Source organism: Paenibacillus jilunlii, from assembly GCF_900102965.1.
GTDB lineage: Bacteria > Bacillota > Bacilli > Paenibacillales > Paenibacillaceae > Paenibacillus_AQ > Paenibacillus_AQ jilunlii.
Window position 1 is genome coordinate 168399 of record NZ_FNGM01000006.1, and the last position, 13357, is coordinate 181755.

Annotated in this window: 11 protein-coding genes; 1 reads left to right on the plus strand and 10 read right to left on the minus strand. The window is 47.9% G+C overall.

The window, feature by feature from the left end; all coding sequences use genetic code 11:
• Window positions 1–2 precede the first annotated feature (2 nt).
• The 10 genes from BLQ82_RS12925 to BLQ82_RS12970 all read right to left on the minus strand — a co-directional run bounded on the left by BLQ82_RS12925 (window position 3) and on the right by BLQ82_RS12970 (window position 12261).
• On the minus strand, window positions 3–650 hold the full coding sequence (locus BLQ82_RS12925) for a hypothetical protein (protein WP_062520234.1): 648 nt from the start codon (window positions 648–650) through the stop codon (window positions 3–5).
• 202 nt (window positions 651–852) lie between these two features.
• Window positions 853–2898: a serine hydrolase domain-containing protein gene (locus tag BLQ82_RS12930; RefSeq protein ID WP_062520237.1), complete on the minus strand. Its 2046-nt coding sequence runs from the start codon at window positions 2896–2898 to the stop codon at window positions 853–855.
• Window positions 2899–3178: 280 nt separating this feature from the next.
• Window positions 3179–3865 (minus strand): hypothetical protein, encoded by a 687-nt coding sequence (locus BLQ82_RS12935; protein WP_062520240.1) that lies wholly within the window; start codon window positions 3863–3865, stop codon window positions 3179–3181.
• Window positions 3858–4664, minus strand: coding sequence for an ATP-binding cassette domain-containing protein (locus BLQ82_RS12940; protein WP_425287527.1), 807 nt, complete (start codon window positions 4662–4664; stop codon window positions 3858–3860). Before BLQ82_RS12940 ends, BLQ82_RS12935 begins: the two co-directional genes overlap by 8 nt.
• Before the next feature lie 68 nt (window positions 4665–4732).
• Window positions 4733–5110, minus strand: coding sequence for a GntR family transcriptional regulator (locus BLQ82_RS12945; protein WP_062520246.1), 378 nt, complete (start codon window positions 5108–5110; stop codon window positions 4733–4735).
• Window positions 5111–5502: 392 nt separating this feature from the next.
• Window positions 5503–6990: an MFS transporter gene (locus tag BLQ82_RS12950; protein ID WP_062520248.1), complete on the minus strand. Its 1488-nt coding sequence runs from the start codon at window positions 6988–6990 to the stop codon at window positions 5503–5505.
• 156 nt (window positions 6991–7146) lie between these two features.
• Complete coding sequence (locus BLQ82_RS12955) at window positions 7147–8736, minus strand: response regulator (protein ID WP_062520250.1); 1590 nt, start codon at window positions 8734–8736, stop codon at window positions 7147–7149.
• Between the two features lie 26 nt (window positions 8737–8762).
• Window positions 8763–10550: a sensor histidine kinase gene (locus BLQ82_RS12960; RefSeq protein WP_062520252.1), complete on the minus strand. Its 1788-nt coding sequence runs from the start codon at window positions 10548–10550 to the stop codon at window positions 8763–8765.
• A gap of 25 nt (window positions 10551–10575) precedes the next feature.
• Complete coding sequence (locus BLQ82_RS12965) at window positions 10576–11904, minus strand: ABC transporter substrate-binding protein (protein WP_074648226.1); 1329 nt, start codon at window positions 11902–11904, stop codon at window positions 10576–10578.
• Between the two features lie 78 nt (window positions 11905–11982).
• A complete protein-coding gene (locus tag BLQ82_RS12970) occupies window positions 11983–12261 on the minus strand; it encodes an RNA polymerase alpha subunit C-terminal domain-containing protein (RefSeq protein ID WP_062520255.1) in 279 nt (92 codons plus the stop codon).
• A gap of 292 nt (window positions 12262–12553) precedes the next feature.
• Between BLQ82_RS12970 and BLQ82_RS12975 the strand changes: the two genes are divergently transcribed.
• Window positions 12554–13357 carry a CPBP family intramembrane glutamic endopeptidase gene (locus BLQ82_RS12975; protein WP_062520257.1) on the plus strand — a complete coding sequence of 268 codons (804 nt, stop codon included), beginning with the start codon at window positions 12554–12556 and terminating at the stop codon, window positions 13355–13357.

Genomic DNA, 13357 nt, shown 5'->3' on the forward strand with positions numbered 1-13357 from the left:
GGCTATGCCCCCATAGCCTCCTTCAATCTGCCCAGCATTCTAACCCCGAGCAGGACCAACCAGGCGGAGAAAAACAGCTGGCACAAAACCATCAATGGAGTACCAATCAGCCAGGGATAGGAGCTGACGAGCTCCAATACCCCTGCCATGAATCCCAAATATGCTACAGGCTTGCCAATTACACTTTTTCTGATTACGAAACACAATACGATAACCGCCGCACCTAGTATAAGGGCTGCAGAGTGCATACCCCCATGGTAAATGCTGAGAACAAGCTTGTAAATGTCTGGCGGGAGCTCAAGTTCATACACCGGATAAACCAGCCGCCCCAGGATAATGACCAGGAATAGATGGACAGGGATGACAACCGCAAGCAGGCCGCAGCCCAGCGATGCCTTAATGGGCTCCACCTTCAACAATACCCGGTACAATGCAACGATTGAAGGGATTAGCAATAAGGTAGCGAAGAACAACAATTCGTCCGCCATGGATAGATGGAACCGCCAATTCTGCAGCCATGCCATCAGCTCTGCATCCGTAAGCGGAGGACTGGGCATGGGCAGAAGAAACAGATATTGGGCCAAAAAAAGAATGCCCGAAAGAATCAAGGCAATTCCGCCGAACCTGATCACACCGGTATTTTGCTTCATGTGGCTTCAGCTCATTTCCCGTTCCGTTTTTTACAACACAAATAAATGCATGAACCATTGGTACATTATACAATGAAATGGAAGAATATTACGATTGCTATGAATCTATACATATAAACAAAAAAACTCCCGCCAAAAATCAGCAGAAGCTTCTTGGAATAATTATTCACACGGCGGAATTTAGTTAAAACCCTAACTCCACTTACTTCAATGTAATCGAAAAAACGTCAGATGCCTTGCCAAAAAATCCAATATATCCGTTCACCGGAAGCTTAGCTGTGTTCTGCCCGCTAACGGTTGAAAAGCTAACACATGTATTATTCTCGTCATAAACTGCAAAGCTGGCGTTTGGAGGCAATTTAACGGTTATGGTTTTATTGGCCGCTTTGCCGCTGATTTGATACCAACGGGCAAAACCATTGGCCTGTATGGCCGTTGAGGATGCCTCCCCACTGTAGATGGACGGAGTATCGGCTCTTTTAATAAAACTCATATTATACATTTGGAGATATTCCGCGTTGTTTTCCTTATAAAACTTCAAATTCGTCGTATCTCTGCCCGCGGATACCGGAATTTGTACAGCGTTTATGGCACTGTTTTCATCAATTATTTTACTTCCGGCAACGTACCCGTTGTTCACATCAATCCATAATTTGCTTGGTATCAAAGGAACAAACAGGACTTCTGAGCTTGGTCTCTCCGTAAGCGGCAAATAGTCTTGGCCCACTCTCTCTGACCATGCATCTGACACCGCCTTGTCCAGGTGGAGCGGCTCTACCTTTTGCGAATCATAGAATGTAAAGAGGCTTTGACCCAGTCCTGGAAAGTTTAGATAAGCGCTGGCCTTGATATAAGTGATGCCGTTGATCTGCTTGTCAAAACTTAAGGTAACGGTTCCGTCTGCACTTTTGAAATATCCATCCCCCACATACACATATTTCTGCGCCGGAATGAACCCGCCAAATAACAAAGGCATATCGATTTCTCCATCTTTGATCCCAATTTCCTTAGGACTATCCGATGCAGAGGCATAGACACCATTGTATTGGTTCATGCTGTCCGGCATTTGCACTTTTACAGGAGGAGTGAAGATCTTATCCGGTATAATTTCTTTGATTAGGCCTTTTTCTTTGAGGTATTCCTGCAAAATCCCGGTTCCCAGCATACTGTTAACAATAGATGAGCCGCCAGAAGAGGCCACTGCTACAGAAATATTATACTGTGGAAGTACGATCATAGCAGCTTTAAATAAAACCGAGTCGCCGCCTTTAAATGCTGCTTGGATATTGTATTCTCCAAACGGGGACAATTTCACGCTATCCCAGCCAAGTCCATAGGCAAAAAAGTTCTCCTCACCGTCTGACGGCCAAATTCCATTTTTATATTCTGCATTTAACATGGCCTTTGCCGATTTCTCTGATAGCAAATCTGTTGTACCCATTAATACTTCTTCTACTTTGAGCATATCTTCGGCCGTTGAATAAATGCCGCCCGTTCCAACGGCACTTATAGTGTCCGTGGGCAACGCACCCTCATAGTTCGGCAGGTAGGCTCTGGCCAGGGCGGTTCGGTCAAATTTATCCATAGGCGTTTTCGTATGTTGAAGACCTAAAGGTTCACTAATGTTTTTTGCGATAAATTCGGAATAGCTCATGCCGCTTAATCGTGCCACCAAAATTTCCAGCAGTGTGAAGCCATCGTTGGTGTATACGGAAAATTCACCGGGATTGGCTTTCAAGGTCTGGGTCCGCAGACTGGCAAGTACATCTTCCTGTAAGGCCGGGTTGATATCATCGAATAAAAAGGTGTTCCCGTAGCTTGTGCCATTGATCCCTGATGAATGATTTAACAACATCCGGGGTGTAATCTGCTTGTATCGTTCATCCGCCATTTTAAAATCCGCAACATACTTTACATAAGGCTCATCTAAATTCAATTTGCCACGGTCAACCAGCATCATCACGGCTGTGGCAGCATACATTTTGCTAACCGAACCGATCCCGTACATGGTATCTTTGGTGACCGGCCGGTTGCTATCTTTAGCGTAGACGCCCTTATTTCCTGATAAAATGATTTTTCCATTATCCATAAGTGCATATTGTACGCTCGTCTCACCATATTGAGTGACCAAAGTATTGGCAATTTCATCTGCTTTCTTGTGCAGCGGGCTGTCCGGCTCCTGCGCAAAAGCGGTTGAAGAGGTCAGCATCATGCTGCTGGCGAATAAAACTGATAATATTTTCTTCATGAACTCCCCTCCTCTTGTTAATTCACAAATATTCGATTCACGTTGCTTCATAAAATCCAACCTGCTATACTCCTCCTTTCCTGGGTGAACTATTCGTAGTACAAACAGTCGTTGCTCAACCATATTGGTATGTTAGTCTTGTAGCATACTATAATACCGCCTCAATAAAATGTCAACAGGCATAAACCCATACCAAAATTCTGAAACCAATAAGCATGGTGATCAGCCTCGTGGCATCCCGAAAATAAAAAAAGGCTCCACTAGGGAGCGTAGAAGCACCTTAAAATATAGAACGTTTTGCTGTAAAGCACCATCCGCCAGCCAGAAGTACACAAGAAATCAGGAAGGTTAACCCGAAGCCAGCCAGCAGCGAATCATTGAAGAGCAGCACCATTAATCCGTTGGCTAATTTGTGCCGGAGTGGAGCAATCGATGTAAAGACCGGAATGGCAGCAAGGATAATCACCCAGATAATCCACCCAACGATATGGCGCATTCCCGAGAATAAAAGACTCAGCAGTGACAGGAGCATCAGGTATGCTCCAAATTGATAAATCAGCATGCCGGCTATGCCGAATTGACTCCAGCCGAAAATCTCAAGAATATTATATGTACTCTCGTGGCTGCGGATAATAGAAACTTCCAGCTCAAACCATACCGTATTAAGTACAGCAAAAAAAGCCGCACATAAAACATACACTACCAATATTCCGTAGTAATAGTCCTTGCGGGTTGCCCCTAAATTAACAACCCTTCTGAAAAGCTGCACTGGCAAAATACTGCCGACGAAAACCAGAAACACGGTAAAAAGATTCGCAGCGGAAACTTGCGAGTTCTCACGAATGCCTACTGACAGGCTTACAATTATGTTTGCCAGAACACTAACAGCAACAACACCCAGAATGACATAGAGATACAGCTTGAGCTGCAGAAAGGATGCTTTCAGCATGACTGTTAATTTATTCAATGCGGCGGCCTCCTTCGATCAGATACGAAAAAAACTTTTGAAGCGCAAGCCCTTCAATCGTGAGGCCCAGCTGATTCGCCTGTACTCTGTCTTTTTCCCCAAGTGTGCCATAAATTACGGAGAGAGAGCCTTTCCCGTAGGGTTCGCTATAGATTACTTGTTTGTCATTAGTGAATTGTTGTACGGCTTCAGAACTGCCCGTAAGGACATGGGCATGGTCGCGGATATGATCCACGTCGTCATGCAGCAAGATCGTGCCGGCGTCCATAATGTAGACCCGCTCAACAATTTTTGCGATCTCGTCAATGAAATGGGTTGACAGCACAATGGTTCGCGGATAATTTGCATAATCCTCAACCAGAATGCTATAAAACTTCTCCCGGACCAATACGTCGAGTCCAAGCATGGGCTCGTCATAGATGGTTAACCGGGCCCGGCTTGCGAGGCCAATAATATTACCGGCAAGTGACTGCATCCCTCTGGAAAGGTGACGGATTTTTTTACGGGGATCAAGCTTGAAGGTGTTGAGCAGGCCTTCCGCAAAAGGCCAGTCCCAATGGGGATGAAAGGCCGAAGCAAACTGCAGAATCTCCATAACTCTGGCCCCTCTCCAGTACAGATTTTTCTCCCTGATATAACAGGTCTCCGGCGGCATCCCGCCTAGTTCCAAACGTGAACCCGAAGCTTCAACCACGCCGGAGGTAGGAAAAATGCCTCCAGTTATCATGTTAAGCAGCGTTGTTTTTCCGGCTCCATTAGGGCCCAGCAGCCCGTACATTGTGTTGTCCTCCAGCGTCATATTCAAATGGCGGACAGCCTCGTTTTTACCATAGCTTTTGGACAGGTCCGAGCATTCAAGAATCGCACTCACTTTCGATCAGCCCCTGTCCGTTCTTTAATCATTTCAATAACATCCTCATTGGTTATTCCCAGCTTCTCCGCCTCCTCGAGCAGTTTCGAAACCATTTCATCATAAAATCGGATTCGCCTTTTGCCCATTATCGTTTGCTTGGCCCCTTCGGCAACATACATACCCAGCCCTCTTTTCTTATATAGAATTCCCTCACCCACTAGCAGCCCGATTCCTTTCACAGCCGTAGCCGGATTGATTTGAAACGTGCTTGCAAATTGCGCCATCGAAATTATCTGATCACCTTCCTGGTACGTTCCGTTCAGAATATCGTCCTCAATCATTTCAGCGATTTGTTGAAATATGGGCTGACTTGAGTCAAAATTGGTTTTCATTCACTCACCCTATCGGTATGTTGGTATCGCAACACACTATAATGCTGCTCTGAGTAAGTGTCAAGCCTTAATGAAAAACAAAAAAAAGACACTCCTCATAAAGGATGTGTCCATACATCCATACCCTGCTCATATGTATTTTATTTATTTTTATCTCACATAGAAAAAGCAGCCTATCCGGCTGCTTTTTCTGAAATCTTATTCCGGAACTCTCTTCCTCACTTCACAACCTCAGCACCAACCACCAGATGAGGGACATACGGCTCTTCCAGCGAAGCAATTTCTTCAGGTGTTAGTGTAATGGACAGAGCGGCGGCTGCATCTTCGAAAAAGACATTAACAAGGTGTTAGTGTCCTGGCTTGCGTGCGGGTCAAAGCGAATGATTCGCTTATTAATTCCATATCTTCTCGTATTTATAGCCTGTTAAGTCTTCAAAAATCTTTTGGGTCTCTGGATCAACCTGTGATTTGGAACCGTTGAGCTTTAACCGGTCGACCTCTTTTACCAAAACCCCGTGGGTTTTCTTGTTCAGCTTGAAGGTCCATGCAAAGATCAGGGCCAGCACGAGCAATGCGCTTGCTCCGAACATCAGGGTATTGGCAATCACGCTAATGGCTTCCGGCGATTGATGCTGCTGGCCTTTGACAAAGCCTCCCTCTTCAAGAACAATTCCGACGATAAAAGTTGCTAATGCCACTGTCGTTTTCCGCCCAAAGGTCATGACTGCTGCAAACAGGCCTTCGCGTCTTTTTTGGGTTACCGCCTCGTCCACGTCGGGAATGAAGGGGAACACGTTCCATGGTGTAAACTCCAGCAAGCTTCTTCCCATTTGGTACACAACTGCAAGCACATACATAATGGCTATTTTAGAGGAAGGATCATAGAGATATATCATGTAAAAGCCTGCCAGACATAAAATCATGGTCGAATACGATACTGTGTATAACCGTGAAGGTCCGAATTTGATGATCGCAAAGCCAGCCAAAAGGGTAATCGGCAAACCGACAATACTCAAAGACAGCAGATCGGCAGCTTGAGAGGAAGAAATACTTAAGCAATACACACAGAAAAATACAAATACGGTGTTAAAAATATCTTTAGCGGTAAAAGAAAGCAGGTAAATCGCCAAATGCTTGCGGAAAGCTCTGATTTTGAAGGTGGATGCATATTCTTTCAACATGTCGCATAGTGCGAGTATCCGGTCAGCAAAAGACTGCTTGGTTGGGCCCTTCTCCAATTCTTCCAGCATCGTAGGCGTTAGTTCTCTTTCCCAAGTTACTTTATAGGTGATAAAGATGCAAATCGCGAACAGGACGGCAAAAATAAGACCATTCAGAAAATAAGCATACGAATTGTCATCGCCAAAATATTTGATGAGACGGCCCGGAACAAAGGTGGCCAGGAAAGTGCCCAGCGCAGAAATAAACATCCGGCAGGTGGACAGCTTCGTTCTTTCTGTGAAATCCTTCGTCATCTCAGAAGGCAAGGTTTCCCACGGAATCAATACAAGCGCGGCAATAATTTCAAACATGAGGTAACAGACTAGATAGAACGCATAACTTATACCGTCAATCCACAGCAACGCGTAAACAATCATTAAAGGCGATCCGACCAGCAGGAAAAATCTCCGTCTGCCGAATTTCTTCCCTAGCTTTGTTTTATAAAAATGATCTGTGATGCTGCCCATAAACAAGCTGATAACGGCATCAACGATTCTCGCAATAGCCACAATAGAAGCCGCTTTCACCGGTGACATTCCCACGAAAGTCGTGTAATAAAACATCAGCCATGCCCCAATTATGGTAAACGCACCCCCACCCATTAAATCGGTCAAGCCATACCCGATACTCACCGGAATGGTTACTTTCTTTTTTGCCATTTCCTTGCACTCCTTAAGGTCAACTCAATTTGTTGTGATCGTATTCAACTTCCCTCGTCTTGATTATAGCGAAGGGGGATGTACACAATCCCATGCAAACTGTTCGGGATTTTATGATCTTGGGAGTGAAATGTGGTGGAATTGTGAATTGTTTCACTATTGCAGTTGCTTGAATTCCGATGGCGTTTTGCCGGTATGTCTTTTGAAAAGGACGCTAAAATGCCGCGGATTGGCGTACCCTACCCGACTGGCTACTTCATAGGTTCTCATTTCCTCTCCTCGCAGCAGCTCCACGGCTTTTTTCATGCGTACGTCCTGGAGGAATTCGCTGAAGGTCGTACCGGTTTGTTTTTTGAAAATCATGCTGAAATAACTGGTGCTCAGGTGCACCTGATCGGCGACATCCTGGAGTGACAGTCCTTCCTTCATGTAAGTCTTCAAGATGTAATCCACAGCCTGGTCCACCTGCCGTTTCTGCTGTGTACTCCGGCTGTCATTGACACCGGCGGCAGTGTCGCGGATCAATACTCTCAAGCTTTGGAATATGTCTTTGGCAGTACGGATTTTGGGCAGCTCCTGCAGGAGCTCCTCCACCCGCTCCCGGTCATAGGGCGGTTCGCTCCAGCTCTGAAAGGTGTTGACGATGACCAGCACGATCTCGATGCCGAGCAGACGAAGACGTTCCAGCGTAATGGGAGCGGATTGGATTTGCATTTCAATATACTCCAGCACCCGCAAAGCCTCTTGAATAAAGCCCAGCCTGATATTCATGCCCAGATCGGCCTCCCAACCCCCGTTGACGGCGGGATGACCGGACGCTTGCTGCTTCATCTGTGTATCCCGGAACGACAGGACCTGATTGGTACCCGCTATATGACGGAATTCTGTAGCCGCCTTGGCTCCATGGTAGGATTGGGCAATACCGGTCAGATCTCCGCAGACCGGACCCGTACCTAAGGTAACTGTGGTCTTCAGATACACTTCAGCGTTATAACGGATATGCTCCGCCATCTGCATAACCTTTTTTTCCAGAGCCTGCTGGTCTGCAGAACCGGTACAAATTATAGCAATCTCATCTTCTCCAAGCTCAAATACAACTCCTTCGCCAAGAGAATCCAGTACCTCCAGGGATATGTTGTGTATGCAGTATTTCAGCAGCTCCTGCCCGAACCGGTTTCCGGCTCCCGTTTCGTAATAGTCGTCAGCTATAATCAAGAGAACAGCGTATCGTTCCGCCTTCAAGGGAAGCTCCAAAAACGCCAGCTCATGATCTATTTCCTCTTGCCGATATTTTCCCCGCAGCAGATTCTCATAGAATCGCTGCCGCAGAAAGGGAACACCCTCTAGCACCTTTTTAGCCAGAACCCGCTCCTGTTCCCATTCGGCAGCCGCCCGCAGGGCAACCTCCAGCAGCTTGTCATTCTCCACCGGCTTCAGGACAAAATCGAAAACCTTCAGCTTCAGCGCTTTTTGGGCAAATTCAAACTCATCATAGCTGGTCATAAGAATGATTTTCACGTCAGGAAACTTACTCTTGAGCGCCTCGGTCAACTGCAGACCGTCCATGAACGGCATCCGGATATCCGTAATGACGACATGCGGCCGCTCCCTCTCTACTGCATCCAGCCCTTCTTCTCCGTCGTGCGCAGAAGCGGAAACCTCGAAGCCATATTCCCCCCATGGAATATTACGGCTTAATCCCCGCAGAATAATATGATCGTCATCGATTAACACTAGCTTCCACATGGCTGTTCCTCCATTGCTTGGGTTGTCTATTCTTTACCGGCGCTTAGTGGGAAGGTCACCGTAACCGTAGTGCCTTTTCCCTCGGCACTGTCGTAGGCCAGACCGTTACTGCTTCCATAATGAAGCTGCAGCCGGCGGTGAACGTTGCGGACCCCGAAGCCTACGGGCGGTTCCTCCTGCGGCTCTTCGCCCGCTGCCAGGGCAAGGTTCAGTCTGTCCAGTTGCCTCTGATCCATGCCAAATCCGTTATCTTCTATTCGAATTCGGCAGAGTTCCCCCTCCATCCTGCCGCTGATATGGATGAATCCGGGCCGCCGGACCTTCTTGATTCCATGGTAAATAGCATTCTCCACCAACGGCTGTAGGGTTAATTTGACGATGGGAACCGATAGCATCTCAGGAGCAACATCCATCTCATACCGGATAGAATTCCCGTAGCGCATTTGTTGAATCGTCAGATACTGACGGATGTGCTCCAGTTCAGTCTCCACCGGGATCATCTCATCGCCTCGGCTGATGCTGATCCGGAAATAATGGGAGAGTGCCGAGATCATCCGGGAGGCTTCAGCTGTCTCCCCCAACTCACACAACTGTTTAATGGAATACAGAGTATTGTATAGAAAATGAGGATGAATCTGCGCCTGAAGAGCTGCAAACTCGGAGATCCGTTTTTGCTCCTGCTCGTACTCTACCTGGGACAGCAGATGCTTGATCCTCTCCATCATGTCCTTGATCCCTTTGCTCAGGATACCGATTTCATAATTGTCCGACTCTATGAACTGAACATCCAGATGACCCTCTTCGATACTGTTGACCTGCCGGGTCAGCCGGGTCACGGGTCTGGCGATAAGCTTGGCCAGCACCCGGGCCAAAAGCGCTACTGCAATAACCACGACAGCCGTCACCAGCAGGTTTACATATTTGATATAATTGACCTTCTCATAAATTTCTGCCTGGGGATAAACCACTGCCAGCCGCCAGTTGTTAATCGCGATGGTCTCGTAGAGTACGACGATCCGCATACCGGTTCGGCTCGTCATTTCCAGTTTGCCGGAAGCCTCTGTCTGCGCCATTAGCATGCTGCGCAGCGCTTCGTCATCCACCCGGGCATCTCCGGCGGATGCAGCTTTGGCGCTGACCGTGCCGTCTGGGCTTGCCAGAAGCATATACCCGCTTGCGCTGATTTTTGGAGTGGAGAGCATCTCCAGGAAAAATTGCTCCTTCAATTGCAGCAAAAGCATCCCGTCCGGTTTCCCGTCGCCGCCGGCGATCCATTTGTATAGACTGGCCGTGTTTCCTCCATCGTTCTCCAGCCGGTTAGAGGCGGGAATCAACCAGCGCATTTGAGCAGTGTTTCCTCCTGAATACCCGGGATATGGGCTCATATCATACGAAAAATCCGTATGGAGGGAATCCCGGCGGTACATCGATATAGCACCGTTCCGGTAATACACCAGAATGGAGTCGATGATCGAATAGAGATTAGCATACACCTTGTCGATATTGCGGCCCACCGTCAAATAGTCCTGCGGAGTCATGGAGAAATCAGACCGGTTCGCGCGGTAAAAAAGGCTGCGCAGCTCAGTGCTGCCATCCAGCACTGCCATTTCCGCCAGCACTGCAGTCAGCCTGTCATTCATAAAATCCCGGGTCTGGGACAAGGTATCGTTCAAGCTTGTCTCCGCATTGAATTTCAGTTGCTGCGAGGCCAATATATAGGAAACAGTCCCTGTAATCGGGACGAACACTAATATCATCGGGATAAATAGCCTCATGATCGTCGATTTAAGAGGCCGGTTGAAAATCCAGCGCATACTATCTTCCTCTCTAGCCCTGCTCCTACAGCTGCTCTTCATTGGAAAGAAGATGCTGCCTGCGGGAATTCTCCATTAACTGTGCCCAGAAGTCAAGAAAATGCTCGACATCCATCGTTCCCGCCAGTACTTGCTGAAACTCCGGTTCGATCAGACGGATCAGACTGGGATAATCGGGCAGCTCATAGGGAGCGCGTACAAATGCTGTATCCGGGCTGCGAAAAGCTTCAATAGCCTCCCTCAGAACAGGGTGGCTAAGGAAATATGGATCATTCCACGCTTTCAAATTGGTGGGAATCTGTCCCACCTGGCTGTTCCAATAGATCTGGCTTTCCTCGGACAGCAGGTAACGGATAAGCCGCCATGCTTCATCAGGATGCCGGGTCGTCCTCATGATGCCGTAGCCGTTGGCATTTCCAAATAAGGTTCTTATCCCATTCATGGAGGGCGGAAGCAGCACACCGTCAAAATGACCAGTACCCAGCGCCTTTTTGTGGTCTTGATATGAGCCCAGATTATGCTGAATCATGGCTGCCCGGCCGGAATCAAAATTCGCCACCACTTCCTTATAGCCGCTGACAATATCGCTGGCTGGGGTGTAAGCCTTGTATAGGGCGAGATAGCGTTTGAGGAATTCTATATGTACCGGATCATTCACCGTACTGGAGCCGTCCTTCCGAAAAGAGTCGGTAATCCCCGAGTACGCATACATGAGGGAGGTTAATTGGGCCACGCTGCCCTCCCCGCCCCGCAGGCTATATCCAAAGCTCCCCTGACGGGTATTAGCCAATACTCTCACGCTCCGGAAGATATCCTCCCAGGTCTGCGGCCGGGGCAGCCCAGCCGCAGCAAACCAGTCGGAACGGTACCAGAATACGTCTAAATAATATGTGGAAGGAATCTGATACAGCTTTCCGTCCTGCGTAAGCGAACGGTTATAGTCAATAAAAGAAGGGTCAATCTGCCCCCGCTCCGGCCAGTCGGCAAAGTAAGCGTCCAGGGGCAGAAGCACGCCTTTGGCTGCATAATCCGCTATCCACTCTCCGTTGATCCCCCCTGCATCGGGCAGGTCGCCAGAAGCTACAGCCAGGTCATATTTGGCTTTATTGATACCGGCGGGCATTCCTTCGTATTTCACTTGAATATCGGGGTTCATCTGTTCAAAGCGGCGAAGCAGCTCCTGGAGAATGGGCGTACGGCTGGGACCGGCATTCTCATCCCAGAAGGTCAGCACGACTTTACCCTTGACCTTCGCTTGGTCCACTGTATCATCCGGCTTCGGGATGCATCCTGAGAGCAACAAACCAAGTACAACGAATATATATACGCAAGTGGCACGTTGGCTCTTTTTCATGAAAGACTCCTTCAATTCACAGCATTCTGAAATCTTCAACACAGTATAGCGCGCTTTCTTAAATCTGCTCCCCATCGATTACTCCTCTTCCGCGAGCGCTTGTCTGAGCTTCGGCATGGAGGATGGGCCAATTCCGTGCAGCTTCAAAGTAGCCTTCTCGGTATAAGCGGAGAGCTGCTGCAGCGTTGCGATGCCCTCATGCTTGAGCGCCCGTCTCACCGGCGTGGCCAGCAGGGACATAAAACCATCCGTTGGCTTCCGTTCCTGCTCACAGACAGGGCAGGCGGGACAATCTGATTTTTCGCGGTAGGTATGCCCCTTCTCGCAAGTCCTTAAGCTTCCTTGCTGATCTGGCATGGAAATCTTCCTTTCGTATTGGAGATAGGCTGCTATGATCCTAAAGCTTCCTTCGATCTACCCAGCATTCTAAACCCAATACATTTTTTCTGGTTACGAAACCCAATACGATTGCCGCCGCATCTAGTTCTATCTCATAATATCATTTACAGTAAATTATTGTACATTTTGCGTGACCGCGCAAAAATAAGGCGTGGCCCCCCTCGAATACGCCGCAAGATACGGATACCGGAATATCAGTCGTATGCTATTCTCCTTGTGACCACATTATCCAACACAAGGAGCGTTCGTTATGACAACTGATTGGACCCGTAGAGTTACCGCCTTTTTTGTAAATCGTGATCCTGAATACGAAAGTTTTCTCCGCCAGCATGAAGCAACCAGCCGTCGAGGCATTCTGTTTTATTTATCCTGCGCCATCCTTCCCGGCTTCCTGGCGTATCTGCTGATCTATCCGCTCCGCCCCCAACTTATGGAACTCACCGGTCTATCCAGCCACTACATACAGTTTCTTGTTCTGGCTGTGATGGCGAGCGGATGGCATATTTTTTTTCCAATATTCATGCTAAAATTTGTGGATAAGCTGACCTGGAAGCAGACTTTTACGTATCTCGGATTCCGAAAAGTGGACGCCAAGGGACTTCTCGTGATTCTTCCCGTAATCACTGTTATTTTCACCGTCCTCTCCCTGCCCTATATGAAATGGATTTTCCCGCCCTTGTCCGCCTTCTTGGATTCTATACCCGCGCTGCGGATGGGAGAATGGCATATCTATCATCAAGGCTACTATGATTTTCCCTGGCCGCTTTTGGTGATCGGACTGATCGGGAATTTTATCGGTGAGGAAATGTACTTCCGCGGATTTTTGCTGAAGAAGATCGGCCGCCTCCGCTTTGACTGGCTGATTGTCAGTGTGCTGTTCCAGTTTTATCACATGTGGCAAGCACCGATGAATTGGGCTTTTATCCCGCTCGCAGTAGTGATTCCTTGTGAGATTCTGGTGAAATTGCGCAAGAACCTGTACGGAGCTATTATATTTCATGTCTACATCAACACCGTCTGGGGTGCGGTTACGCTTTATCTGGTTGGCGTATAA